Origin of the sequence: Ruminococcus sp. RTP21204st1_B2_RTP21204_210225 (assembly GCF_040914135.1) — a bacterium.
GTDB lineage: Bacteria > Bacillota > Clostridia > Oscillospirales > Ruminococcaceae > Hominimerdicola > Hominimerdicola aceti.
On record NZ_JBCPGA010000012.1, the window covers coordinates 50,014 to 75,179 of the forward strand.

Genomic DNA, 25,166 nt, shown 5'->3' on the forward strand with positions numbered 1-25,166 from the left:
CTCGATTTCTGCATAAAAAAGGGACAGGCAAAACCTGCCTGCCCCTAGCTTATAGCTTAGTAAAATATATTACTTGTCAGCGATTACGTCAATACCTGGGAGAACCTTGCCCTCGAGGTATTCAAGTGAAGCTCCGCCGCCTGTTGAGATGTGTGACATCTTATCAGCAAAGCCAAGCTGGATAACTGCTGCTGCTGAGTCGCCGCCGCCGATGATAGTTGTAGCGTCTGTTTCAGCAAGTGCCTTTGCAACTGCGATAGTACCCTTTGCAAGTGTTGGGTTCTCGAACACGCCCATAGGACCGTTCCAAACAACTGTCTTTGCAGACTTAACAGCCTCGCCGAAGAGAGCCTGTGTCTTTGTGCCGATATCAAGGCCTTCCTTGTCAGCTGGGATCTTATCAGAATCAACAACTTCTACGTCGATAGGAGCGTCGATAGGATCAGGGAAACCTGCTGCAACTGTTGTGTCGATAGGGAGAAGAAGCTTCTTGCCAAGCTTTTCAGCCTTTGCCATCATTTCCTTGCAGTAGTCGATCTTTGTATCGTCAACGAGGGAAAGACCAACTTCCTTGCCCTGTGCCTTAAGGAATGTATATGCCATACCGCCACCGATGATAAGTGTATCGCACTTCTCGAGGAGGTTTGAGATAACGTTGAGCTTATCTGCTACCTTTGCGCCGCCGAGAATAGCAACGAATGGTCTAACAGGTGTTTCAACTGCATTTCCGAGATAGTTGATCTCCTTCTGCATGAGGTAACCAACTGCTGTTTCCTTAACGAACTTTGTAACGCCAGCTGTAGAAGCATGAGCTCTGTGAGCTGAACCGAAAGCGTCCATTACGAATACTTCGTCGTCAACGAGGTCAGCAAGTTCCTTAGCGAAAGCTTCGCCGTTCTTTGTTTCCTCTGCGCCTCTGAATCTTGTGTTCTCAAGAACAACGATATCTCCGTCAGCCATTTCAGCAACTGCCTTCTTAGCGTTGTCGCCAACTACTGTATCGTCAGCAGCGAATGTTACCTTTGTTTCAGTAAGAAGCTCTGCAAGTCTTGCAGCAGCAGGAGCAAGTGAGAACTTAGCCTCTGGGCCGTTCTTTGGCTTGCCAAGATGTGAACACAGAACTACCTTGCCGCCGTCAGCTACCAGCTTCTTGATAGTTGGGAGAGCAGCTGTTATTCTGTTATCGTTTGTAATAACGCCGTCCTTAAGAGGAACGTTAAAGTCAACTCTTACGAGTACCTTTTTGCCCTTTACATTAATGTCATCAACAGTAACTTTGTTTAAACCTGCCATTTTAAAGACACCTCTCAATTTAATTTTTTTAATTCACGTTGTTAAAAAACTAACAACCTTACCTTTATTATATAACATACCGTCATAAAAATCAAGTATTTTTTTATAATTTTTACCCTGATTTTATAACTTTAGGCTTTTAAAGTGCGTCCACCTTTATCTCTCCGTTGTCAGCGGATATTGCCACGGCGGACACCGCTCCCTCGCCCTTATCTATAAGCAGTTCGGCTATCTTATCCTCCACCTCGTTTCTTATGACGCGGCGGATATCTCTTGCACCAAGCTTCTGACCGTATGCCTTATGTGCGATAGCTTTCAAAGCTTCATCTGTATATCTCAGGCTGATATGTTTCTCCTCCAGCGGCGACTTCATCTCGTCCAGCATAAGACCTGCTATGCCTGCGAAATTCTCCTCTGTGAGCGGATTGAACACAACTATCTCGTCTATTCTTCCAAGAAACTCAGGCCGCAGGAAATCTCTCAGTGCTTTCATTGCTTTATCCTTGGCGATATCACTGTCGGTCTTATTGAAGCCCACACCTGTATCTCTATCAGTCGAACCTGCGTTTGATGTCATGACGATAACTGTGTTCTCAAATGAAACGCTTCTGCCCTGTGAATCGTTGATACGTCCCTCGTCAAGTATCTGGAGGAGTATGTTCATAACGTCAGGGTGAGCCTTTTCTATCTCGTCAAAAAGTACCACTGAATATGGTCTGCGGCGCACCTTTTCGGTAAGCTGACCTGCTTCATCAAAGCCTACATATCCCGGAGGTGAGCCGATAAGCTTTGATACTGAGTGCTTCTCCATATACTCGGTCATGTCAACTCTGATAAGCGGTTCGGTGGCGTCAAAAAGCTCTTCTCCAAGGACTTTCACAAGCTCTGTTTTTCCAACGCCTGTTGGGCCGACGAAAATAAATGAAGCCGGTCTGCGACGTTTTGAAAGCTGAACCCTTGTACGCTTTATTGCCTTTGCGACCTTATCAACGGCTTCGTCCTGGCCGATAACACGCTTTGAAAGAGCTTCTTTAAGATGCTTTATCTTATCATACTCGGTCTGAGCTATCTTATTGGCAGGGATACCTGTCCAAAGCTCTATTACCTTTGAGATATCTTCCTCTGTGACCTGAACGTTTTTAAGAGTTTCTTCCACCTCTTTGAGTCTGTTCTGGATCCTGAGTATCTCGCCCTTTTCCTTTGCGATTATCTCATAGTCAGGGTCTGACTTCTGTTCGTAATCCTCAACGAGCTTTTCATGCTTTTTAAGCTCCTCGTTAAGTGCGTCGAACTCCTCTATTTCAGGCGTTCTGATACTTGTGCAGGCGCAGGCTTCATCAAGAAGATCTATCGCCTTGTCAGGGAGGAATCTGTCGTTGATATATCTTTCAGAAAGCACTGCACACTCTCTGAGCATATCGTCTGATATCTTTACTCTATGGAAATTCTCGTAATACTGCTTTATGCCTTTGAGGACTGTGATTGTGTCCTCAACTGTCGGCTCGGAAACTGTTACAGGCTGGAAACGTCTTTCAAGTGCAGAGTCCTTTTCGATATACTTTCTGTACTCCTTGAAAGTCGTTGCGCCTATTACCTGTATCTCGCCTCTTGAAAGGGACGGTTTCAGGATATTAGCTGCGTTCATCGTTCCCTCATTATCGCCTGTGCCAACAAGGGTATGCACCTCGTCTATAAAGAGGATAACATTGCCCTGCTCTTTTACTTCCTCTACAAGTCCTTTACAGCGGCTCTCGAACTGTCCTCTGAACTGAGTGCCTGCAACAAGTGCGGTAAGGTCAAGGAGGTAAAGTTCCTTATCCTTGATATGGAACGGCACATCTCCGCCAACTATCCTCTGTGCGATACCCTCGGCAATGGCTGTTTTACCAACGCCAGGTTCGCCTATAAGGCATGGGTTGTTCTTCTGACGTCTTGACAGGATATGGATAACTCTTGATATCTCCTTATCTCTGCCCACAACGTTATCAAGCTTGCCCTCTCTTGCTTTCTGAGTAAGATTTGTGCAATAGTTGTTGAGAAATTTAAGCTTTTTCTTTTTATCCTTTGGCTTGTTCTCTCCGCCCTCATCGGTGGCTTTAGGCATACCTCCTGCGAGGTTGCTGAAAAGATTGGCTGCATCACCGCCGAAAAGATTGCTCAGGAAGTTCGTTCCGCCCGGCTCAAAATCGTCCCCGTCGGAAGCCTCCATAAGCTGATTTGACATTGCTTCAAGGTCATCGTCTGAGATGCCCATTGCCTTCATATAATCGTCCACCTGCGAAATGCCAAGCTCCTTGGCACAAACAAGGCAAAGTCCCTCGTTCTTCTTGTGCTGAGGGTCCTTGGCGTTCATCTGTGAGATGAACACCACAGCAGGACGCTTTTTACATCTTGAACACATTAACATTTTTATTTGCTCCTTTCCTTACTGATACACCTTACGGTAATCATTTATACAGAATATCAAAGAAGTAACTGAACAGATAGGTATTTTCAAAAACAGCGCTGTTGAACTTGGGAAGCTTGTTCTCGGTAGCATTTATCACAGTGCAGACCATAAAGGCTATCAACACCAGATACAGACCACCTTTGCAAAGACCAAGCACCATGCCTGCGAAACGGTTTGCCGCTGTCAGACCTGCCATTCGGGTAAAAACTCCCGACAGACGCAGGATAAGCCTTATGACTATCTCCATAAGCACATAAACCGTCATGAACACGCAAAGCCTTATAAAAGTCAGGGCGATCGGTCGGAAAATGTTCTTTTCCAGATACTCAGCACCAGTTCTGCCACCCTCAGAGAGAGCCTTGACGGCTTCGTCTATCTGCTCGGCAGTGAACTTCACCGCCTTAGACAGACTTTTTCCAAGCTTATTGCCCTCCAGCTTTTCGCTGAGCTTTTGGGGCATAACGCTGTGGATATACTCTGAAAGCTCCTCGCCCTTTTGCTGAGCGGTATCAAGGTCTGTTCCCTTTGAAACAAGCAGCTTTTCGGTATTCTCCGCAAGAGTGCCTGCCCCTGACAGGACGTTTTTTATCTCCTCATCTGAAAGGTCGATATCAACGCCCTCGTTTTTCAGTTCATTGCTCACAAGCTTTGAAAGATCCGTCTGTTCAGCAGCGTTTTCAAGGCTCGTTATAAGCTGTGTTTTGAAATATTTGTTATATACATTTTCAGCCGACATATTGGCTATAAGAAAAGCCACAAGAACGGCTGCCACTGTTCCGAGCATTGTGATGACATATCTCACAAAGCCCTTACAGTATCCTGTCAGAGCGGTCACGATAAGGATCATTATAACTGCTCCGTCAAAAAAATATGCCATATTTTCCTGCCTTTCGTCAGGTCTCGAAAGCTATTTTGTTTATCTCATGCAGACCCAGGAAATAAACGCTGTCGTTGAGGTAAACAAAGTCAAGATACTCAGAGGACACTGCCGCTGTTGCAAGTAGATTTCCTGCACTGTCATAGGCTTCTATATTATCCTCGCCGAGAAGGATCACCTTCTTGTTCTCTGCGACCATTTTCTTAGGCTTGCCGCTTTGAGTATAAACAACGCTATCAGGCTTATCTCCGTCAGAGTCCGAACGGAACACCGCAAGAGTTCCTGTTTTACGCTGTATGCCATCGAATGCTACTGCGGCAGTGGTGTCTGTCAGGGCATAGTCTGAAAGCTCCTCAGGATATTCATACTGCATAAGTATTTTACCATTGCTGTCAAGCTTGTAGAAGCAGGTATCGCCCACTACCCAATAATCGCCGTTATCGTTTCGCTGAACAGCAACTGCGAGAGTTTCAAGCTGTTCGCTCTTCATCTTCTCCTCTGTGCTGTCAAAGGTCACATAATAGACGACAGAGCGTAACGCTCCGCCACTGCTGGAAAATGTTGAGATACAACAGCCGTTTCCGTCCTTATCAAAGCTTATATCAAGTATTCTTCGTGAGCTTGACCACTGATATATCTCTGCTCCCGAGGAGTCATAAACTGTCAGCACTGCGGCATATTTCTCAGTCTGGGTGACCACTGCAACTGTGCTGTCAGGGGCTATCTCCGCCAAAAGTATAGACTGGTCTATATCCTTTGAGAGCAGCTCGCCCTTTTTATTCAGCACTCTGAAAGAATTTCCACCGTTATCGTAAACAAGCACACGCTTTCCAGATGTTCTTACAACAGGGTTTGCAAAGTTGTGAGAATTATCCGATATCTTATTGCCCGACTCGTCATAAAAAGCAATGTTCCTGTCGTCAACTCGAACTATACCGTCGGAAAGCTGTTTTATAACGTTAACGGAGCTTTCATCAAAGGTCAGCGGGAAATTTCCGCTTTGCTTTTTTCCGTCGTTTACTATAGTGGCATGAGGTCTGTCCAAAATGCCCTCAAGCTTCGGCACCCACACTCCTCTTGAAGCGTAAACGCCAACTCCGAAAGCGACCACCACTGCTATGGCGGCTATCTTTTTATAGAGCTTTTTGTTTTTCTCTTTCTTTCTTGCCGCTCTTATATCGGTGACGTTAGATATCTCCTCGTCAGACCTCTCTGCTTTCTCGGCTTTTTTCTCTTTTCTGCTTTTATGCTCGGATTTTTCCTCTTTGCTTTCTGAAGCCTGCTCTTTATTTTCACCGCCTGATACTGTTATCTTGCTTTCATCAGCTTTTTCAGGCTTTTCCTCCTCGGCTTTATCCTCGGTGTTCGTCAGCTCTATTCTGCTTCGTGACTCCTCGGCTTCTTCCGCTTCTTTTCGGAGCTGTTCTTCCTGCTCACGTTCCGCCGCTTTCTGAGCCGCCTTTTTCTGACGCTTTATCTCTCTGAAAGTAACGTTCGGCATAGGCTCTTCTGCACCGTGAAACTCGTCACGCTGAACAAAATCCGTCTGCTTGGTTATTCTTATTGTTTTTTCTTCTTTGGTAGGCGGATTTTTCTTTCTCCGTCTGTCCTTTGATCTTTTATCATTCACCTTGTTCAGATCCTTTATCTTTATCATAATACACTTCGTTAAGATACAATCCCTGCGGCGGAACGGTCTTTCCGCCTCTTGTTCTGTCCTTTGACGCAAGTATATCGGGTATTTGAGTTTCTCCTATCTTGCCCTCATTTATAAAAATAAGCGTGCCTACCATTATCCTTACCATATTGTACAGAAAGCCGTCTCCCGAAACTGTGAATATCACAAGCTCGCCCTCACGTCTTACATGGAAAGAGAATATAGTCCTAACTGTATTCTCCTTTGTGCAATCGGTGGAACACATGGCTTTGAAATCGTGCGTTCCCACAAAATCCTGTGCCGCTTTATCAAGCTTTTTTTCGTCTATTGGAAACCAGCTGCGGTAGGCTGTATCTTTATAAAAGGGATTTTTTATCTCGCTGTTATGTATAATATACTCATACTCCTTGCCGCTGCACATATATCTTGCGTGAAAATCAAGGGGGACTTTTTCGCACTCCAGCACTGAGATATCGTCCGGCAGCTTTGAATTAAGTCCGAAAACTATCCCACGGCAGGTTATTGTGGACTCTATAAGAAAGCTTGCACAAAATCTTCTTGCGTGTACTCCTGCGTCTGTTCGTGAACAGCCGTTCACTGTGACTGTCTGTCCCGTCAGCGAGAGGATAGCTTCTTCAAGCACCTGCTGGACGGCAAGGGCGTTGTTCTGCCTTTGCCACCCATGATAGGCTGTGCCGTTATAGGCAAGTATTATCCTGAAATTTGTCATGAGCATATCCCGTTTCTTTAGTCGAGTGTTATGGAATCTATATTGTCAAGTCTTACTATCATGGTGCTGTCGCTTTTCTTTTCATGAACGATAAGCTTTACCCACTCGTCGTCTGCGTCAAGAATAGTACAGCTATGACCATAAATCCCGTCGCCGTCAATGGTACATTCTCTGCCGATAAGTTCTTTTATAATGCCTGACATTTTACTTCCCCCATTTACATTTCTCTCAAGTTTCTTGACTTTTCTTTCCAAAGCATCAAGTCTGTCGTCCTGGTCCATATCTTTAAAAACACTGCTCATAATACCCCTCCTAAACGACTACATTTATGACGATAACGCCTGCAAGGAACAGCACGCAGAATATCGAGCCGTAGAGATCGACTATGCTCATATGGAGCTGTTTCATTCTTGTTCTGCCCTCTCCGCCGTGATAACAACGGCACTCCATAGCAAGGGCAAGCTCCTCGGCGTGTCTGAACGATGCCACAAAAAGCGGTATCAGCACTGGGATAAGGGCTTTGGCTTTCTGAATGAGCGAGCCTGTTTCCATATCCGCTCCTCTTGCTTTCTGTGCCGACATTATCTTGTCTGTTTCCTCGATAAGGGTAGGGATAAATCTCAGGGCAATAGTCATCATCATTGCAAGCTCATGGACAGGCACTTTTATCTTTTTCAGAGGTGAAAGCAATCTTTCGATAGCGTCTGTCAGGTCGATAGGCGAGGTGGTGTAGGTAAGAAGCGAAGTACCCACGATAAGGCAGATTATCCTTATCATCATGAACACTGCCGTGTCAACGCCTTCATCGGTTATCTTGAGAAATTTCCACTCAAAATAGGCTTTGCCCGTTCTGATAAAAAGCAGATTGAGTATCGCCGTGAATATTATTATCGGCACGATAGGCTTCAAGCTTTTTATCATGAGTTTACCGGGTATTTTCGATATGATAAAAGTGAGAATAGTAAAAGCTATGCCCACAAGAAGTCCCCACACGCTGTTTGCGGCGAAAAGCATTACTATGAAAACCGCCGTCATTATTATCTTTATTCGTGCGTCCATTCGGTGAATGACAGAATTTCCGGGAAAATACTGTCCTATAGTAATATCCTTTATCAAGGTATATTCCTCCAATTTTCTATCTCAACTTACACAGTCCTGCTCTCTGCTCATATGGGTCAAAGGCAGTCCGCTGCTTACTTATTCTTTTTCTGCTCCAGCATTTCAAGGATGACCTTTTTCGCATAGCCAACTGTATACACATCGTCCTTAATATCAATGCCCATGGCTTTGAGCCTGTTTATAACTCTTGTTATCTGCGGCACTGCAAGTCCCATTGACACAAGCTCCTCTGAACGGTGGAACACCTTCACGGTATCATCATAGCAAAACAGCTTTGACTCGTTCATGACAAGTATCTTTGAAACGTTCTTTGCGATATCTTCCATAGAATGGGATACCAGCAAAACAGTGTTTTTCATCTGTTCATGATACTCTCTTATAAGACCAAGTATCTGCTCTCTGCCCTTTGGGTCAAGACCCGAAGCAGGTTCGTCAAGGATAAGCACCTTTGGGTTCATTGCCATAACGCCTGCTATAGCCACACGCCTTTTCTGTCCGCCTGAAAGCTCGAAAGGCGATTTGTCAAGTATCTCAGGGCTTAGCCCTACCATTCTTGCTGCCTCTTTCACATACTTGTCTATCTGATCTTCCTTGATACCCATATTCTTAGGTCCGAATGCGATATCCTTATAACAGGTCTCCTCAAAGAGCTGATACTCAGGATACTGAAACACAAGACCCACCTTAAATCTTATAGGGCGAAGCCTTGATTTATCGTCCCACAGCCTTTCTCCGTCTATATAGACGCTTCCGCTCGTGGGCTTCAAAAGACCGTTGAAATGCTGGATAAGGGTAGATTTGCCTGAGCCTGTATGTCCTATTATACCCACCATTTCGCCGTCATTTATCTCTATATTAACATTGTCTACGGCTGTTTTGCGAAAGGGCGTACCCTCGCCGTAAACATAAGTCAAGTTTTCCGTTTTAATTACTGCCATTGTTACTCCCTATCACTTAAGCATTTCATAAAGCTTCTTAACGCACTCGTCCTCGTGGATTATCTCGGTGGAGATGTCATAGCCTGCCTTTTTAAGTTCCCAGCAAAGCTCTGTCACCTGCGGCACGTCAAGTCCCAGATTTTTCATGGTTTCCACATTTGAGAATATCTTCTTCGGAACGTTATCCATTATGACCTCGCCACCGTCTATTACAACAACACGCTGTGCCTGTGCAGCTTCCTCCATATAATGGGTGATCAACACGATAGTAACGCCCTGCTCGTTGAGCATTTTGACAGTTTTCATTACCTCGTCCCTGCCGTGAGGGTCAAGCATGGCGGTAGGCTCGTCAAGAAGTATACAATCAGGCTTCATTGCGATTATGCCTGCGATAGCCACACGCTGTTTCTGTCCGCCTGAAAGCTTATGGGGTGCATGAAGTCTGTATTCATACATACCGACGGTTTTAAGAGCCTCGTCAACACGCCTGCGTATCTCATTCGGCTCGACGCCCATATTTTCAAGGGCGAAAGCCACGTCCTCCTCCACGATAGTTGCAACTATCTGGTTATCAGGGTTTTGGAATACCATGCCCACCTTTTCTCTTATAGGCAAGAGGTTATTTTCGTCCAAAGTGTCCATGCCGTTCACATAGACAGCCCCCGACTCAGGAAGATTTATAGCGTTTATGCACTTTGCAAGTGTAGATTTGCCTGAGCCGTTATGACCAAGCACTGCCACAAACTCGCCTTTTTCTATGTTCAGATTTATGCCTTTAAGCACCTCCGTTTTAACAGGTGGGTCTTCAAGGTCGTTCACATAGGAAAAGTGCAGATCCTTTATTTCAATAAAACTGCTCATTTCACTTTCCTTACCAAATTTAGTTTATTCCTTATCTTCAGGCTGTTCTTTCTGTTCAGCCTTTCTTTCCTTATGCTTTTCGTAAACATTCTCGGCTTTGTCTATTCCTTTATCAAGGAGCTTTTCAGCCTTGTTCTTTACCTTTTTGCCCGTTTCGCTCTCGGCGAACTCGTGGGCTTTTTCCTTTCCCTTTTCAAACAGCTCTCCTGCTTTGCTCTTTATCTTCTGCCCCTTTTCACTTTCAGCAGCCTCGTGAGCTTTTTCTTTGCCCTTTTCAAGCATATTTCCTGCTTTGTGTTTAAGTTCATCAAAATCAAAAGACATAAACTTTCCTCCTGTCTGAAATTTTGGTTTATACCTTATTATAATATATGGGTATGCGAACGCTGTTCGTCCCTACATATTGCCCATAAGCTTTTCAATATCTTTTACTGTTGGCGGATAAAGTGCGATAGGAAACTTTTCCACCGCCGCACCTGCCACAGCACAAGCTGTTTTCACCAATGTATCGTCATCAAGACCTTTATAAAGTCCATATACAGCGCCTGCCTTAAAGCTGTCCCCTGCGCCAAGTGTTGACACTACGTCTACTTTAAATGCAGGGCACATCTTTGGCACAGCACCCTTCCTGCCATACATCGCACCCTTTTCACCAAGGGTGAATATCACAAGCCCGTCTGTATTATCTGTATAAAGCCTAAAAAGCTCATCATAGCTTTTATCCGGATAATATTCATCAAGGTGCTGATGAGATATGCAATTTACTGCACAATGCTTATTGATATAGCTGTCATAGGCACAATCTATGGTGACGTATTTCTTGCCATATTTTACGCAATACTCGGCTATCTTATCACCAAAATAAGGGTCAGCCGCAACGCAGGCTGAATTTTTCACTGACTCCTCCGAAGGCTGTTCATAAAAAGGCTCCGGACGTGAATAAAGCTTATCCCACTCGCCAAAACAGGTGCGTGTATTTTTATCTATGATAACATAGTCGGTCACGCCCTCGAAACCCTCTGTTACAAGCTCTGAAAGGTCAGCAGTCTTGTCTGCAAAATAATCCTTTATAAGCTTTTCATTGCCGCTTCCAAGGTGAGTACCCCCAAGCTTTACAGGCACATTCAGACTGCAAAGAACAGCCGCCGCTGTTCCGGTCTCACCACCGACAAGGTGATATTTTTCCTTTATCTCTGCCGTACCGTCTGCCTTTGGAAAATCACCGTCAAGAAGAAACGAACAGGTGGAGATCATTTGGCCGTACATATAAACATAATTCTCAGTATATTTCATGTGAACACCATTCCTTACTATAGCAAAGCTATTTCTGCCAAATTGCCGTTGAACCGCATGGAAGCACACCGCCTGTTGCCTCCACAGGCAATCCTATCTCATCAGCCGTGACGTTTCCGCCAAACCTCGTTCCGAGGACATCTCTCAGGATATATGCCATAACTGAGGGTGAAAGTCCTGTGGTATAGCTGTTGAGCAGGAAGAAAAGCGGCTCGTCGCTCAAAACGCCTGAGCAGGTCTTTACAAGGTCATAGATACAATCTTCAAGCTTCCATATCTCTCCGCCAGGTCCTCTGCCGTAGGACGGAGGATCCATAACGATAGCGTCATAGGTCTTGCCACGGCGTATCTCACGCTGAACGAACTTTTCGCAATCGTCCACAAGCCAGCGAATAGGCTTATCGGAAAGCCCTGACACAGCGGCGTTCTCTCTTGCCCACTGCACCATGCCCTTTGATGCGTCAACGTGTGAAACGCTTGCACCTGCTTCGGCACAGGCAAGGGTAGCTCCGCCTGTGTATGCAAAGAGGTTTAACACCTTTATCTCTCTGTCTGCGTTTCTTATTTTATCAGCCATGAAGTCCCAGTTCACAGCCTGTTCAGGGAAAAGACCTGTGTGCTTGAAGCCCGTTGGTCTGATTATAAACTTCAAATTCTTATAGCCGATGTTCCAACTTTCAGGCAGGCGCTTTCTGTATTCCCATTCGCCGCCGCCCTTTGAGGAACGGTGATATATGCCGTCTGCCTTTGTCCACAGGTCAGAACGCTTCGGGGACTTCCAGATTATCTGAGGATCAGGTCTTACAAGCACCTTTCCGCCCCAGCTTTCAAGCTTATCGCCACTTGAAGTATCTATTATCTTATAGTCTTTCCAGTTTTCTGCAATTCTCATATTTTTTATCCTTATATAAAATTTACTTTTTCCACGGCCTTTTATTTTCCGTCCAGCCCTTTGCCTTCCAATATGCACTGTCAGCAGGATTCCAGCCCTTTTTGTTTGCAAAGTGAAAAATAGTGAAATACATTCTGCCTTTAAGGCTGACCTTTGGCTCAAAGCTGTCGCTTTTAAGCTTTGCGGCAATGCTGTCGGTCTTTTTCCTTATCTTTGCAAGCATTTTGTCTGAAACCATGCTCCAGCTCGTTGCGTGTATGCCGAAGCCTATCTTATATATCTTAGGCACTCCCCAGAATGACAAGCTATCCGCCATATCTTTATTAGTGCTGTTCATGCCTGCACCTGCGGCGGTGGATATTACAACGGCACGCTTTGAGAACATTTTCTCCTCAGGGCGGTGGACTATCCAACGCCAGCCGTAATGGTCGAGCCATGCTTTCATCGAGCCCGTGCAGTGGTAGACATACACAGGGGAAGTAAGTATCAGCACGTCTGCTTCGTCCACCGCTTTGGTGATAGGCTCAAGCTTCTCATAGTGAGGACACTTTTCTTCGCCTTTCATAAAGCAATTGGTACAGCCACAGCAGAACTCGCCGAAATCTCTCGGCAGGAAGAACTCTGTCACCTCGCCGCCAAGTTTATCGGCTAACATTTTGCCTATATGATATGTAGAGCCTTTATGGTTTTGACCGTTTATCAAAGCTATTTTCAAAATATCACCTTACATTTTTTCGATAAGCTCCGCTATCTTGTGTGCATATTCTGTGATTATGCCTGTTCTCTTGCCCTCTATCATAACACGAACGAGAGGCTCTGTGCCTGACTCACGGACAAGTATCCTGCCCTCGTCACCAAGCTTTTCGGAATACATCTTTATAGCGTCTGTTATCTCAAGGACTTTATCCCACATACCCTTTTTGTCTGCTGTTATCTTAACGTTCACAAGTACCTGCGGATAGCACTCCATGCAGGAAGCAAGCTCGCTTGCCTTTTCGCCTGTGCATTTGAGGACTGTCAGAAGCTTTGTACCTGTCAGCTCACCGTCGCCTGTGTTTGCATAGTCAAGAAGAATGATATGACCTGACTGCTCACCGCCTATATTATATCCGCCTTTGAGCATTTCTTCAAGAACGTATCTGTCGCCAACCTTTGTGGTAGCGGCAACGATGCCGTTTGCCTTTGCATACTTGAAAAAGCCGAGGTTTGTCATAACTGTAACAACGCAGGTATTATTTTTGAGAATACCCATGTTCTTCATATATTTTGAGAAGATAGCAAGTATCTTATCACCGTCGATAAGCTCGCCCTTTTCGTCAACTGCAAGACATCTGTCAGCGTCGCCGTCAAAGGCAAGACCGATATCGCAATGATTATCAACAACTGCCTTTTGCAGACCCTCGATATGTGTTGAGCCGCAATCCTTATTTATATTCGTTCCGTCCGGCTTATCGTTGAGCATTATGCACTTTGCACCAAGTCCCTCGAAAATTCTCTGTGCGCACACAGAAGCTGAGCCATTTGCACAATCAAGCGCCACACGGATACCGTTGAAATCGGTCTGAACTGTTTTCATAACATAGCGGATATAATCCCAAGCTGCGTCCTTTTCGTAATAAACGTGACCTATATCACAGCCGTCCTTAAGCTCTATCTTTTCAGGTGTGTCTAGGATAAGTGCTTCTATCTCGTTTTCTATCTCGTCAGAAAGCTTGAAGCCTGTGCCAGAGAAAAGCTTTATGCCGTTAAACTCAACAGAATTGTGTGAAGCGGATATCATAACGCCTGCGTCTGCGTTGTATTTCTTTACAAGCATTGCAACGGCAGGGGTAGGAACAACACCGAGTATATGAGCGTCTGCACCAACTGAGCAGATACCAGCCACCAGTGCGGACTCCAGAATGTCGCCTGAGATACGGGTATCCTTGCCTATGATTATCTTAGCCTTGTGGTTTGTTTCCTTCGTGAGTACCATTGCGGCAGCTCTGCCTATCTGCATAGCAAGCTCACAGGTAAGCTCTGTGATAGCTACTCCTCTTGCGCCGTCAGTTCCAAATAATCTTCCCATAATAATTAGCTCCTTTTCGAGGTCATACCTCTATATTATTTTTTATTTATGTAAACTCTATATTAACACACATATTAAATTGATCCGATACAATTTTTATCAAAGACAGAAAAGTGCGGGTCCTATTCAGGCGAACACTGTTCGCCCCTACAGAACAAGGAATCATCGCCGCTAGGCGATACCATAATTCCTCACTCCTCATTCCTCATTAAGCATTCCTCACTAAATCACAGATGCGTTTGTCCGTCCTTGAGAAAGCCCAAATGATCGTAAGCAAGCTGTGTCGCCACACGTCCCCTTGGGGTCTTTGAGAGGAAACCTAACTGCATGAGATACGGCTCGCAAACGTCCTCAATGGTGACTGACTCCTCGCCGATAGCCGCCGCAAGGGTTTCAAGTCCTACAGGACCACCGTCATAGCCTTTTATTATCATAGTCAGCAGACGTTTGTCGAGAGAGTCAAGTCCCAGCTTGTCAACGTCCATTCTGTTGAGGGCTATCTTTGCAATGTCTGCGGTTATCCTGCCGTCGCCCATGACTTCGGCAAAATCACGCACACGCCTTAAAAAGCGGTTTGCTATTCTTGGAGTTCCCCTGGAGCGCTTCGCTATCTCCTCTGCACCGTCATCATCACAAGCCACGCCAAGCAAAACTGCGGAACGCTTTACGATATCGGAAAGCTGTTCTGTATTGTAAAGCTCCAAACGCTGGATAACGCCAAAACGATCTCTCAGCGGTGCAGAAAGCGAGCCTGCTCTGGTGGTAGCGCCTATAAGAGTGAACTTGTTAAGCTCGATCCTTATAGACCTTGCCGCAGGACCTTTGCCCATGATTATATCCAAGGCATAATCTTCAAGGGCAGGATAAAGAACTTCCTCCACCTGTCTTGAAAGGCGGTGTATCTCGTCGATAAAAAGCACGTCGCCTTTTTCAAGGTTTGTGAGAAGTGCTGCAAGGTCGCCCGGCTTTTCTATAGCAGGGCCTGAGGTTATCCTGATATTCACTCCCATTTCATGGGCGATTATGGCAGAAAGAGTGGTCTTGCCCAGACCAGGCGGGCCGTAAAGCAGAACATGGTCAAGGCTGTCGCCCCTGTTTTTTGCCGCTTGTATATATATTTTCAGGTTCTCCTTGACCTTTTCCTGACCGATATACTCGTCAAGTGTTTTAGGTCTAAGGCTCACCTCGAAATCGTCAGTTGTTTCCGCCTGAGTTTCTTTCGGGGTGACTATCCTGTCTATATCAAAATCTCCTTTTTCGATCATTTATGGAGTTCTCCTCTCAAAATTTCGCAAGTCCGATAAGGGCTTTCTTTATAAGCTCTTCAACGCTCAAATTCGGGTCAAGCTTTGATATCACTGACATTGCTTCGCCCTCGGTATATCCAAGCACCACAAGGGCTGTGACAGCTTCTTCGACAGCTCCGCTTGGAACAGCCGCAAAGCCCTGAGCCGCATTTCCTCTGACGGATATGGTATTCTCTTTTGCCACCTTATCCTTAAGCTCGAGGACTATCCTTTGTGCTATCTTTGTGCCGATACCCTTTATCTTTGTGAAAGCCTTTGAATCCCCTGTTGCAACCGCAAGCGCAAACTGTGACGGAGTGCAGGCTGAAAGTATGGCAAGACCTGCCTTCGGACCTACTCCGCTGACAGATATGAGCATACGGAAGCTTTTAAGCTCCTCCTTAGTTGCAAAGCCGAAAAGCTCCACCGCGTCCTCCTTTACGGCAAGATGTGTATAAAGCTTGACCTCGCTTTTTCCTGCTATCTGCTGCAAGGTAGAAAATGTTGTTTTGCAGGCATAGCCCACGCCTGCACATTCTATTACGGCAAGGTCGCTCTCGGTATGAACGAGCTTTCCGCTAAGTGAATATATCATATTATTTCTCCTCAAAATTTTTCATAACACGCCTTGTGTTCACCGAAAGCCCGTGAGTTATAGCGATAGCCACTGCGTCCGCTGTATCGTCAGGCTTTGGGATAGCTTTAAGATGAAGCATGGTCTTTGTCATTTCCTGCACCTGCTTTTTCTCGGCACGTCCATAGCCGACTATGGAGCATTTCACCTGCAAAGGCGTATATTCATAGATGGGAATATTTCTTATTATGGCAGGAAGCAAGGTCACTCCCCTTGCCTGTGCAACGTCAATGGCGGTCTTTTCATTGGTATTGAAAAACAGCTTTTCTATTCCCATTTCATCAGGCTTATAGGTGGTTATTATCTCGGTCATATCATCATAGATGACTTTCAGCCGTCTGTTGAAATCCATATCCGAAGAAGTGGTTATTGCACCGTAGTCAACAACAGTGAATTTTCCGCTGTTGTATTCAAGCACTCCGAATCCCACAATGGCGTAGCCCGGGTCGATACCAAGTATTCTCAAATCTACTCCTCCGTTCAATTTCAGCGCTATCCTATAATGACCCTATTATAACAACTAATTATACCATATTTTTCGGTCAAATGCAAGCAAAACGCTGAGTTTTCACCTATTTCTCACAAGGCGAAAATGTAGAAATGCCACTTTGTGAAAAGTCTGTTTTTGGCTAAACTGACTATAGAACAAAACAGCGGTCATCAGGTATGCCCCTGACGCCGCTGTTATCTTTTTATGCTGTATTTTCTAAGCGGCGACTTCCACAATCTTTGGAGGATAAGACCATTGAGCGTGCCTGTGAGAATGCCGCTTATTATGAGATAAGGCAAAAGGCTGAACACCGCCCATGTGCCTGATATCACTGCCGCCGCACAAAGCTGACCTATGTTATGGAAAAAGCCACCAAAAACTGATGTCACCCAAAGCTGGTTTTCACCAACTCTCGAAACCGCAATGCACATGGCGAGATACGCTAAAATTCCGCCTGTGAGTGAGAATGCAAAGCTTACCACAGTCCCGTAAAGCCCTGCCGCAAGGACTATCCTCAAAAGCAGCACCAAGCCTGCCTCTTTTCTGCCGATAAAAAGCATTGCTGCCATTGTGACGATATTGGCAAGCCCAAGCTTCATGCCGCCTATGGGCATAACAGGAAACTGTGCCTCCACCATGAAAATGATAAGTGACAAGGCGGTAAAAATTCCTATAAGGGCGATTTTTTGTACTGATATCTTCATGCTTCCACCCCTATATCACAGCGTCAGCAGAGGTCTCACCGACTATTTTTATCACTAGCTTGTGCGGTGCACAAATGACGGTCTGTCCTGCGTGGGATATCTTTCCTGCATGAACACAGGTCTGGTTCGAGCAATCTGCGACAGACACCCAAATGCTTCCCTCGCCAACGGTTATGGTATTAGTGCCGTTTTCTGTTTTTATATCAAAGGAATACTCCTTATCGGGGGAAAGGTCAGAAATAGTCTTTATAAGCTTGCCGTTTTCATATATCTCGGCAGATTTTTCTCCGCTCTTTCCACCTGTGAGGAAAATAAATATCAGACACGCAGCGATAACAGCCGCAAAAACTGCCGCCCATATGAGATTCTTTCTTTTTACCACTGCCGCACTCCCCTTTTTACAGTATATCTGTTGTTATGAGTATACCACAGCCGTTCTTTTTCGTCAAGACAAACGGCAAGTGTCTGATTTTTTGTACTTAAATATTACAGCAAGGTTACAATAAGGTACAAGATTTCGTACAGTTGTAACATTGCTGTAATTTTCGCCGAAAAAGCCGAAAAAATTGTCGAAAATTTATCAAAATATCCTTATTCACTATTGATTTTTTGAATGGGGTGTGTTAAAATATAAGAGTTGAGTATTCTATTGTTAAGAGTATGTGAACATTTGTTCTTTTTATAGACCGCCATAGCCTGCATTATATGGGCAGATTTAACGATTGCTTTGGTGTATGTTAAATGATTTTAACCAAATCGTTGAAATTCTTGCTTTTTGCTTTTATTTTGCCTGTGGCTGTGGTATAATAATCTGAGCGTCGGCAGAGAGAGAAGCCGACAATCTCGTTAAGGAGTGTGTAAACTTGGAGAAGTTTGTTATACATGGAGGTAAGCCGCTGCATGGTACTGTGCAGATAAGCGGTGCAAAAAACGCTGCTGTTGCATTGGTTGCGGCAACTATCCTGTGCGACGAGCCGTGCGTTCTTGAGAACGTGCCTGAGATAAGCGATATAACTAAGTGCATGAAGATCCTGCGTGAAATGGGCGCAGAGGTCAGACTTTTAGATAAAAATACTATATATTTTGACACAAAGGGCATTGAAAAGCCTGAAGTGCCATATGAGCTTGCAAGAACCATGAGAGCGTCATGCTATTTTCTTGGCACGCTGCTTGGAAGATTTCACGAGGCTTTTGTTCCGATGCCGGGCGGCTGTGACCTTGGCGACAGACCTATAGATCAGCATTTGAAAGCTTTCAAGGCGCTTGGTGCGTCTGACGAGATAGTGAACGGAGCTAATCATGTCACAGCAGACGAGCTTGTGGGCAATCAGATATACTTTGACTTTGTTACTGTTGGCGCAACTATGAATGCAATATTTGCCTCTGTAAAGGCAAAGGGGCTTACTATAATCGAAAATGCGGCGAAAGAGCCTCATATCGTTGACCTTGCGAACTTCCTTAACTCAATGGGTGCTGATATCAGAGGCGCAGGTACAGACGTTATCAAGATAAGAGGCGTTGAGTACCTCAAAGGCGTTACCTATGCGACTATCCCTGACCAGATAGAGGCAGGCACTTATATGGTAGCGGCGGCTGCCACAAAGGGCGACGTTGTTATCGCAAATGTTATCCCTAAACACCTTGAGTCTATCACGGCAAAGCTACGCAAGGTAGGCGTAAACGTTGAGGAAAGCGACGAGAGCGTTCATGTTTGGGTGGACGGTCCGCTCGTGAAAACTTCTATAAAAACTATGCCGCACCCTGGCTTCCCTACTGATATGCAGCCGCAGTTCTCAACACTGCTGACGCTTGCAGAGGGTACGAGCATCGTTACAGACGATATTTTTGACAACAGATTCAGATATGTGGCTGAGCTTAGAAGAATGGGTGCTGACATTTCTGTTGACGGCAAGGTGGCTGTTATACAGGGCGTTGGCAAGCTCAAGGGTGCTCCTGTTGTGGCAACTGACCTGAGAGCAGGTGCTGCCATGGTGATAGCAGGACTTGCCGCAGAGGGCACTACTGAGATAGACAATATTTTCTACATCGAAAGAGGATATGAAAAGATAGATGAGAAGCTCAGAGGGCTTGGAGCTGACATTCAGCGTGTTTACAAGCCTGACGCTAACGAAATGGAACTTAGCGGCTGATAAATATCGATAACACTGCGGCGGCATATTATTTGCCGCCGTTTTTTACAGCATTTGAGAGGACATGATATGGAGCTTTTTATTTCCGACCTTGACGGAACGTTGCTTAACGGCAATGCAGAGGTGACGGAGTTCACAAGAGACACTTTGAACAGGCTCATGGCAAAGGGGCTTAACTTCACTGCCGCCACTGCAAGGACGCTTGCTTCAGCAGGAAAAATACTTTCGGGACTTGACCTGAAGCTTCCCGTTATACTTATGAACGGCGTGCTTATTTATGATATGACGGAGAAAAAATACGTCAAGATAAACAGCCTTTCCAGGGAGCTTTGCGGTCTTATCATAGGTCTTTCAAAAGAGCTTGGTTTAGAACCTTTTATGTACTCGGTTTCAGATAACCAGCTTTCCACAAGATATGAGAGGCTTATTTCTCCTGCTATGGAGAGCTTTTACAACGAACGCAGAGAGAAATATTACAAGTCTTTCACGCAGGTCAGTGACCTTTCTCAGTACATCGACAATGTGATATACTTCACATTTATTGCAGAAAAAGAAAAACTTGTACCGCTGTATGACGCTCTTAAAGAAAATGAAAAACTGAACATCACATACTATTATGATGTTTATGACCCCAAGCTTTGGTATCTTGAAGTGTTCTCTTCGATGGCTTCTAAGGAGCAAGGCGTGAGGTATCTTCGTGAGAATTACGGCTTTGACTTTGTCACGGCTTTTGGCGACAACACCAACGATCTGCCTATGTTCAAGGCGGCTGATAAAAGAGTGGCGGTAAAAAACGCCTGCAAAGAGGTGCTTGAAGACTGTGACGAGGTGACAGGCACAAATGAAGAAGACGGTGTTGCAGAGTATCTTCTGAAAACTTTTGAAGGGAATTAGTTATGGCAAGGATATATCCACTTTTTTCATCAAGCAAGGGCAACAGCTCTTTTATCGGCAACAGTGACGGCGGGATACTTGTTGACGCAGGAGTATCCTGCAAACGTCTTTGTGAGGCTTTGAAAGCTAACGAGATCGACCCTGCTGTGATACAGGGAATTTTTATCACACACACACATTCCGACCATGTTTCTGGGCTTAAAGTTCTCACTAAGAAATATCATATCCCTGTATTTGCCCAAAAGACCAATCTTGAAATACTTGTATCTGACGGCAAAATAGACCCTGCCTGTGATGTCAACGAGGTGGACGACAATGAAGTGTGCATAGGAGATTATGCCGTAAAAGGTTTTGCCACATTTCATGATACCCCTGCAAGCTGTGGATATCAGATAAAGACCCCTGACGGCAAGCAGGTGTGCGTATGCACCGACCTTGGAACTGTTACAAATGAGGTGGATATGCACCTGAGCGGTTCTGACCTTGTTTTGCTGGAGTCAAATTATGATGAGTCAATGTTGAAAAATGGACCTTATCCATACGAGCTGAAAAGGCGCATCGCTTCAGACCACGGCCACCTTTCAAACTCTGCCTGCGGAGAACAGCTAAAAAAGCTTATGACAGCAGGTACATATAAATTTATTTTAGGGCATTTAAGTCAGGAAAACAACACGCCTTTGCAGGCTGAAAACACGGCTGTGGGAGCACTTGGGGATTACGAGCGCAACAGCGACTATATTTTACATATAGCAAAACCTGAGGGCAGCGGAATGGCGGTGGCATTTTGATAAGGATAAATCTTATTACAGTTGGAAAGCTGAAAGAAAAATACTGGCGTGACGCTGCGGCGGAATACTCAAAGCGGTTGGGGGCGTTCTGCAAGCTTGAAATAGTTGAGCTGAACGAGTCGAGGTTATCTGACAACCCATCCGAAAAGGAGATAGCAGCGGCGCTTGAAAACGAGGCGAAAGCCATGAAAGGCTACACTGACATCAAGGGTGCATACAATATTGCAATGTGCATTGAGGGCAAGCAGCTTTCAAGTGAAAAGCTGTCCAAAAAGCTCAGCGAATGCGGTCTGAACGGATTCAGCACAGTGAATTTCATAATAGGCTCTTCATTCGGCATTGCCCCTGAGATAAAGGCGAAAGCTGACCTGCGCTTATCAATGTCGGAGATGACGTTCCCACACCAGCTTGCAAGGATAATGCTTTTGGAGCAGGTTTACAGGGCATTTCAGATAAGTGCTAATACTAGGTATCATAAGTGAATTTCGGATATGACAAAACCGCACTTTGTGACTGTCATGTAGTGATGAACATCAAGATCGAGCATCTTATTGTAAAGTTCAAACAGCTCACTTTCGGTCTTGCTGGTCAAAAAATCATTGGCATTGATAATTTCAAGGACAAGCTTAAAACGGCTGATAAAAATATCGTTCAGCTTGTATGCACAGCTTTTGCTGTCCATAGAATCATCTGTAATTGAAATATGAGGATTTCTTGACTTAGTATTATAATATTATAATTCAGCATGCTGCGGAGGTATAACATGAAAAAAATATCAATGGTAATAAATGCAGACGACAGGCTCGGACATATCTCTCCCGAGATATACGGACATTTTTCCGAGCATCTCGGAAGATGTATCTACAATGGTATATATGTGGGTGAAAATTCACCTATTCCGAATACAGACGGAATAAGGAATGATATCATCGAGGCGCTCAGAAATATAAAAGCTCCCGTTTTCCGCTGGCCCGGCGGCTGCTTTGCAGAAGAATATCAATGGCAGGACGGTATCGGCGAAAAATCTCTGCGCCGAAAGATCGTGAACACGAACTGGGGCGGAGTTACGGAGGATAATTCTTTTGGCACGCACGAATTTATGCGCTTCTGTGAGCTTGTTGGCTGCAAGCCTTATATAAACGGCAATGTTGGCAGCGGCAGTGTTCGTGAATTATCCGAATGGATAGAATATATGACCTCAGATGCGGAATCACCTCTCACAGAGCAGAGAAAGAAGAACGGCAGAGCCGAGCCGTGGAAACTCGAATACCTCGGTATCGGCAATGAAAACTGGGGCTGTGGAGGAAATATGCGTCCCGAATATTACGCCGACGTTTATAAAAGGTATCAGACATTCTGCCGCAATTATTCGGGAAACAGACTTTACAGAATAGCCTGCGGTTCAAGCTCTGCCGACTATAACTGGACAGAAGTCATGATGAAAAATCTTGACAGCAATAATGTTGATGCTATCGACCTGCATTATTATACGATGCCAGTATGGCCCGAAATGGAGTCTGCCACCGATTTTGACGATGAGCTTTATTATAAAACTATCGCTGCAGCGAACTTTTCCGATGAGCTTATCACAAGACATTCGGAGATAATGAACCGCTATGATCCTGAAAAGAAAATAGGACTTGTAATAGGAGAGTGGGGCTGCTGGCATAAGGTAGAAGAGGGTACGAACCCGGGATTTTTATATCAGCAGAATACAATGCGTGATGCTATCGTTGCTGCAATAGAGCTGAATGTTTTTAACAGACACAGCGACCGTGTTGTAATGGCAAACCTTGCGCAGGCGGTGAATGTTCTCCAATCGGTCATTCTTACAGAGGGCGATAAGATGATAAAAACGCCTACATATCACGTTTTCGACCTTTTTAAAACACACCAAAACAACGAGGCAGTTTACTGCTATACGCAGAACGAAAATATGTCGGAAGGTAAAAATGCTCCGATGATCTCGGTTTCCGCATCGGTGAACGAAAAGAGTATGACCGTTACCGCCGCAAACTGTTCGCTTACGGAAGAGGCTGCTGTTGAATGCAGCATTTTCGGATTTAAAGCATCATCAGTTTCTTGCAGGATACTTACAAACGAGGCGCACAGCTATAACGACTTCGACTGTCCCGACAGAGTGAGCATTACCGAGCATACGGCAGTCATCAAGGACAATGTGTTAAAGCTGAATATTCCGCCTTGTGCTGTTGTGGAATGTGTTGTTGACTAAATATTGGGGCATATTCACAGTGCATTTCGTTTTTATAATAAAAATATAAGCATAAGAGCTGCGTTTCATTAAAGAAGCGCAGCTCTTTGTTTTATAAAGTCATAATATGTTGGGCATTGTGCTCGCAAAAAAATAATACATAAAATGGGCTTCTGTTGATAAAATGTGAATGTGTTCACATTTGGGGATTTTCTCCTTATGTGCTACAATTGGGCAAGGAGGAAACCGAAGGATTTGCCAACATGACAAAACCGCCGCAACCAAACTCGGTTGCGGCGGTAATTTTATCTGCTATGAATTATTGTTCTTGCTGTAATACTCTGTCTGCTTATCGTAGACCACTTTCGGTGTGTAACGCTTTATGGCCTTGTTGTTTACCTTGATGTCAAGCTTTTCTACCCAGCTTGTTAATTTCTTCTGAAATTCATCGCTCTTCATTTCTTTCAGAAGATCTTCATGATTGTCCTTGGCATATTCTGTATCTCTGCCCTTAACATCGCCCTTGATAAGAATGTAATATGCGTTATCGTCCTCATAAGCTGTTGCAACGTCTGTGCTCATACCGCTTACTTCTTTGAGTATCTTGCCGTTTGTTGTGTCTTTCTGTGAATCGTCCATTGTGCCGTAATTCATCATCTTTTCATTTGCATACGGGTCAGGTGCAGAAGAAGAACTGTCTGTGGAAGAATCTGTGTCCGACGCTACTGTGCTTGAATCTGCTGTGCTGTCAGAAACTGAAGATGTGTCATCGCTTGCTATGGAGCTTGTGTCACTCTCTGCTACAGAAGAAGTGTCATCTGACGCTGTTGAACTGTCTGAGGCTGATGAATCGCTGTCAGCGGCGGAGCTTGAATCTGAGGCTTTCTTTGATGCAACATAATCATTGTATTCGTCTATAATGCTGTCAAAATCGTCAAACGAAACGCCCTGAGCCTTTTCAAGGAACTCATCTCTTTTTGCCTTGGCTTCCTCATTTGCAGCGTCTGCTGAGTCTGTAGAAGAATCGGTGGCTGATGATGAAGAATCAGTTGATGCTTTAGTTTTTGCAAAGGAAATGGATTTATATCTCAGGTAGTTATCATCAAGATACTTCACCATTTCATCGTCTGAAACAGCTTCCTCGCCGCCCTCTGCATAGTAGTGATCAAAAAGCTCTTCCCTCATTTTAGAGCCTTTGAGTGCAAGCTTTACAGATTCCTTTGAGATACCCTCTGACTCGTAAAACTCGCCCTGAGAATCCCATGTGCTGCTTATGCTGTCATTAATGGACTTTATATCTTCATCTGAAAGAGTAAGTCCAAGCTCGTTGAACTTGTCAACTACAGCCGCATACTCCTTAGTTGCAGTGAGAGCATAATCTGAAAGATACTCGTCAAATGCCTTTCCGTCTACCTTCTGATTGAAATAGTCCTTTTTGATGCCTTTCTGATAATACATCATCGTCATTTGATATGACATTTCTGTAAGCTCATTATAAATGTAGATACCTGCGTTTATCTTGCTGTCACCTACTGTCATTACATAGCTTGTGTCCGAGCAAGAGGTAAGGCTCGCAGTACAAAGCAATGCGGCAGTAAGAGCAGCCGTTATTTTTTTAGCTTTAGCCATTTTATTATCCATTTCCTTTCCGAAAAAATCGTCTTACTAACAGGCAGAAAACCGCCTTAACTTTTACATTATACTACATTTGAGCCTATAAGTCAAGTGGATATGTGTCTCTCACACGCAAAAACTGTAGTGCTACAATAGATATTGGACAAAATTAAGAAAAAAGAAAAGAGAGATAGACAAAAATCTGATAAAATAAAGT

26 protein-coding genes are annotated in these 25,166 nt (G+C 44.7%); 6 read left to right on the plus strand and 20 right to left on the minus strand.

The annotated features are described in order from the left end of the window. Window positions 1-69 precede the first annotated feature (69 nt). From pgk to AB5123_RS06550, 19 genes are all read right to left on the minus strand, one after another. A complete protein-coding gene (gene pgk / locus AB5123_RS06460) occupies window positions 70-1,293 on the minus strand; it encodes a phosphoglycerate kinase (protein WP_337812212.1) in 1,224 nt (407 codons plus the stop codon). Between the two features lie 139 nt (window positions 1,294-1,432). Next, entirely contained in the window at window positions 1,433-3,700 is a 2,268-nt protein-coding gene (locus AB5123_RS06465; RefSeq protein WP_288737855.1) for an ATP-dependent Clp protease ATP-binding subunit, read from the minus strand. Window positions 3,701-3,740: 40 nt separating this feature from the next. Beyond that, complete coding sequence (locus AB5123_RS06470; RefSeq protein WP_278642555.1) at window positions 3,741-4,619, minus strand: CvpA family protein; 879 nt, start codon at window positions 4,617-4,619, stop codon at window positions 3,741-3,743. Between the two features lie 16 nt (window positions 4,620-4,635). Continuing rightward, on the minus strand, window positions 4,636-6,276 hold the full coding sequence (locus AB5123_RS06475) for a DUF5711 family protein (RefSeq protein WP_368364625.1): 1,641 nt from the start codon (window positions 6,274-6,276) through the stop codon (window positions 4,636-4,638). Further along, window positions 6,242-7,006, minus strand: coding sequence for a tRNA pseudouridine(38-40) synthase TruA (gene truA / locus AB5123_RS06480; protein WP_046441640.1), 765 nt, complete (start codon window positions 7,004-7,006; stop codon window positions 6,242-6,244). Before truA ends, AB5123_RS06475 begins: the two co-directional genes overlap by 35 nt. 17 nt (window positions 7,007-7,023) lie before the next feature. After that, complete coding sequence (locus AB5123_RS06485) at window positions 7,024-7,308, minus strand: hypothetical protein (RefSeq protein ID WP_022287449.1); 285 nt, start codon at window positions 7,306-7,308, stop codon at window positions 7,024-7,026. 10 nt (window positions 7,309-7,318) lie between these two features. Beyond that, complete coding sequence (locus AB5123_RS06490) at window positions 7,319-8,122, minus strand: energy-coupling factor transporter transmembrane component T (protein ID WP_302836215.1); 804 nt, start codon at window positions 8,120-8,122, stop codon at window positions 7,319-7,321. A gap of 77 nt (window positions 8,123-8,199) precedes the next feature. After that, on the minus strand, window positions 8,200-9,063 hold the full coding sequence (locus AB5123_RS06495) for an energy-coupling factor transporter ATPase (protein WP_022287451.1): 864 nt from the start codon (window positions 9,061-9,063) through the stop codon (window positions 8,200-8,202). Between the two features lie 12 nt (window positions 9,064-9,075). After that, complete coding sequence (locus AB5123_RS06500; RefSeq protein ID WP_041337614.1) at window positions 9,076-9,924, minus strand: energy-coupling factor transporter ATPase; 849 nt, start codon at window positions 9,922-9,924, stop codon at window positions 9,076-9,078. A gap of 24 nt (window positions 9,925-9,948) precedes the next feature. Further along, window positions 9,949-10,248 (minus strand): hypothetical protein, encoded by a 300-nt coding sequence (locus tag AB5123_RS06505; protein WP_041337612.1) that lies wholly within the window; start codon window positions 10,246-10,248, stop codon window positions 9,949-9,951. Between the two features lie 72 nt (window positions 10,249-10,320). After that, window positions 10,321-11,217, minus strand: a complete 897-nt coding sequence (locus AB5123_RS06510; protein ID WP_046441644.1) for a carbohydrate kinase family protein — start codon at window positions 11,215-11,217, stop codon at window positions 10,321-10,323. A 28-nt stretch (window positions 11,218-11,245) separates the two neighbouring features. Next, complete coding sequence (locus AB5123_RS06515) at window positions 11,246-12,109, minus strand: class I SAM-dependent methyltransferase (RefSeq protein WP_041337609.1); 864 nt, start codon at window positions 12,107-12,109, stop codon at window positions 11,246-11,248. A gap of 22 nt (window positions 12,110-12,131) precedes the next feature. After that, complete coding sequence (locus tag AB5123_RS06520) at window positions 12,132-12,824, minus strand: flavodoxin family protein (protein ID WP_117922999.1); 693 nt, start codon at window positions 12,822-12,824, stop codon at window positions 12,132-12,134. Window positions 12,825-12,833: 9 nt separating this feature from the next. Next, window positions 12,834-14,177 (minus strand): phosphoglucosamine mutase, encoded by a 1,344-nt coding sequence (gene glmM, locus AB5123_RS06525; protein WP_337812209.1) that lies wholly within the window; start codon window positions 14,175-14,177, stop codon window positions 12,834-12,836. A 227-nt stretch (window positions 14,178-14,404) separates the two neighbouring features. Next, window positions 14,405-15,442 (minus strand): Holliday junction branch migration DNA helicase RuvB, encoded by a 1,038-nt coding sequence (ruvB, locus tag AB5123_RS06530; protein ID WP_117856641.1) that lies wholly within the window; start codon window positions 15,440-15,442, stop codon window positions 14,405-14,407. A 16-nt stretch (window positions 15,443-15,458) separates the two neighbouring features. Next, window positions 15,459-16,058, minus strand: a complete 600-nt coding sequence (ruvA, locus tag AB5123_RS06535) for a Holliday junction branch migration protein RuvA (RefSeq protein WP_117863186.1) — start codon at window positions 16,056-16,058, stop codon at window positions 15,459-15,461. A gap of 1 nt (window position 16,059) precedes the next feature. Beyond that, window positions 16,060-16,563 (minus strand): crossover junction endodeoxyribonuclease RuvC, encoded by a 504-nt coding sequence (gene ruvC / locus AB5123_RS06540; RefSeq protein WP_022287459.1) that lies wholly within the window; start codon window positions 16,561-16,563, stop codon window positions 16,060-16,062. 218 nt (window positions 16,564-16,781) lie between these two features. Next, window positions 16,782-17,291: a Gx transporter family protein gene (locus tag AB5123_RS06545; RefSeq protein ID WP_138338611.1), complete on the minus strand. Its 510-nt coding sequence runs from the start codon at window positions 17,289-17,291 to the stop codon at window positions 16,782-16,784. Between the two features lie 10 nt (window positions 17,292-17,301). Beyond that, the gene (locus tag AB5123_RS06550) at window positions 17,302-17,673 is read right to left on the minus strand and encodes a NusG domain II-containing protein (RefSeq protein WP_171028859.1); all 372 of its coding nucleotides are present in this window, start codon (window positions 17,671-17,673) and stop codon (window positions 17,302-17,304) included. 481 nt (window positions 17,674-18,154) lie between these two features. On the opposite strand from AB5123_RS06550, the gene AB5123_RS06555 reads away from it, so the two are divergent. From AB5123_RS06555 to AB5123_RS06580, 6 genes are all read left to right on the plus strand, one after another. After that, window positions 18,155-19,441: a UDP-N-acetylglucosamine 1-carboxyvinyltransferase gene (locus AB5123_RS06555; RefSeq protein ID WP_117956514.1), complete on the plus strand. Its 1,287-nt coding sequence runs from the start codon at window positions 18,155-18,157 to the stop codon at window positions 19,439-19,441. A gap of 69 nt (window positions 19,442-19,510) precedes the next feature. Beyond that, window positions 19,511-20,335 carry an HAD family hydrolase gene (locus AB5123_RS06560; RefSeq protein ID WP_195249798.1) on the plus strand — a complete coding sequence of 275 codons (825 nt, stop codon included), beginning with the start codon at window positions 19,511-19,513 and terminating at the stop codon, window positions 20,333-20,335. A 2-nt stretch (window positions 20,336-20,337) separates the two neighbouring features. Then, entirely contained in the window at window positions 20,338-21,123 is a 786-nt protein-coding gene (locus tag AB5123_RS06565) for an MBL fold metallo-hydrolase (RefSeq protein ID WP_337812206.1), read from the plus strand. Then, window positions 21,120-21,605 (plus strand): 23S rRNA (pseudouridine(1915)-N(3))-methyltransferase RlmH, encoded by a 486-nt coding sequence (rlmH, locus tag AB5123_RS06570; RefSeq protein ID WP_022287465.1) that lies wholly within the window; start codon window positions 21,120-21,122, stop codon window positions 21,603-21,605. The genes AB5123_RS06565 and rlmH overlap by 4 nt, the downstream gene beginning before the upstream one ends. Continuing rightward, window positions 21,602-21,823, plus strand: coding sequence for a hypothetical protein (locus AB5123_RS06575; protein WP_207741355.1), 222 nt, complete (start codon window positions 21,602-21,604; stop codon window positions 21,821-21,823). Before rlmH ends, AB5123_RS06575 begins: the two co-directional genes overlap by 4 nt. A gap of 63 nt (window positions 21,824-21,886) precedes the next feature. After that, on the plus strand, window positions 21,887-23,356 hold the full coding sequence (locus tag AB5123_RS06580) for an alpha-N-arabinofuranosidase (protein ID WP_195551221.1): 1,470 nt from the start codon (window positions 21,887-21,889) through the stop codon (window positions 23,354-23,356). Window positions 23,357-23,647: 291 nt separating this feature from the next. On the opposite strand, the gene AB5123_RS06585 is transcribed toward AB5123_RS06580, so the two are convergent. Further along, window positions 23,648-24,964 carry a hypothetical protein gene (locus AB5123_RS06585; RefSeq protein ID WP_195551222.1) on the minus strand — a complete coding sequence of 439 codons (1,317 nt, stop codon included), beginning with the start codon at window positions 24,962-24,964 and terminating at the stop codon, window positions 23,648-23,650. Window positions 24,965-25,166: the final 202 nt, after the last annotated feature.

Bases quoted from the DNA above. Each gene is read 5' to 3' on its own strand.
- pgk (WP_337812212.1), bottom strand. From the start codon at position 1,293: ATGGCAGGTTTAAACAAAGTTACTGTTGATGACATTAATGTAAAGGGC.
- AB5123_RS06465 (WP_288737855.1), bottom strand. From the start codon at position 3,700: ATGTTAATGTGTTCAAGATGTAAAAAGCGTCCTGCTGTGGTGTTCATC.
- AB5123_RS06470 (WP_278642555.1), bottom strand. From the start codon at position 4,619: ATGGCATATTTTTTTGACGGAGCAGTTATAATGATCCTTATCGTGACC.
- AB5123_RS06475 (WP_368364625.1), bottom strand. From the start codon at position 6,276: ATGATAAAGATAAAGGATCTGAACAAGGTGAATGATAAAAGATCAAAG.
- truA (WP_046441640.1), bottom strand. From the start codon at position 7,006: ATGACAAATTTCAGGATAATACTTGCCTATAACGGCACAGCCTATCAT.
- AB5123_RS06485 (WP_022287449.1), bottom strand. From the start codon at position 7,308: ATGAGCAGTGTTTTTAAAGATATGGACCAGGACGACAGACTTGATGCT.
- AB5123_RS06495 (WP_022287451.1), bottom strand. From the start codon at position 9,063: ATGGCAGTAATTAAAACGGAAAACTTGACTTATGTTTACGGCGAGGGT.
- AB5123_RS06500 (WP_041337614.1), bottom strand. From the start codon at position 9,924: ATGAGCAGTTTTATTGAAATAAAGGATCTGCACTTTTCCTATGTGAAC.
- AB5123_RS06505 (WP_041337612.1), bottom strand. From the start codon at position 10,248: ATGTCTTTTGATTTTGATGAACTTAAACACAAAGCAGGAAATATGCTT.
- AB5123_RS06510 (WP_046441644.1), bottom strand. From the start codon at position 11,217: ATGAAATATACTGAGAATTATGTTTATATGTACGGCCAAATGATCTCC.
- AB5123_RS06515 (WP_041337609.1), bottom strand. From the start codon at position 12,109: ATGAGAATTGCAGAAAACTGGAAAGACTATAAGATAATAGATACTTCA.
- glmM (WP_337812209.1), bottom strand. From the start codon at position 14,177: ATGGGAAGATTATTTGGAACTGACGGCGCAAGAGGAGTAGCTATCACA.
- ruvB (WP_117856641.1), bottom strand. From the start codon at position 15,442: ATGATCGAAAAAGGAGATTTTGATATAGACAGGATAGTCACCCCGAAA.
- ruvA (WP_117863186.1), bottom strand. From the start codon at position 16,058: ATGATATATTCACTTAGCGGAAAGCTCGTTCATACCGAGAGCGACCTT.
- AB5123_RS06545 (WP_138338611.1), bottom strand. From the start codon at position 17,291: ATGAAGATATCAGTACAAAAAATCGCCCTTATAGGAATTTTTACCGCC.
- AB5123_RS06560 (WP_195249798.1), top strand. From the start codon at position 19,511: ATGGAGCTTTTTATTTCCGACCTTGACGGAACGTTGCTTAACGGCAAT.
- AB5123_RS06565 (WP_337812206.1), top strand. From the start codon at position 20,338: ATGGCAAGGATATATCCACTTTTTTCATCAAGCAAGGGCAACAGCTCT.
- AB5123_RS06580 (WP_195551221.1), top strand. From the start codon at position 21,887: ATGAAAAAAATATCAATGGTAATAAATGCAGACGACAGGCTCGGACAT.
- AB5123_RS06585 (WP_195551222.1), bottom strand. From the start codon at position 24,964: ATGGCTAAAGCTAAAAAAATAACGGCTGCTCTTACTGCCGCATTGCTT.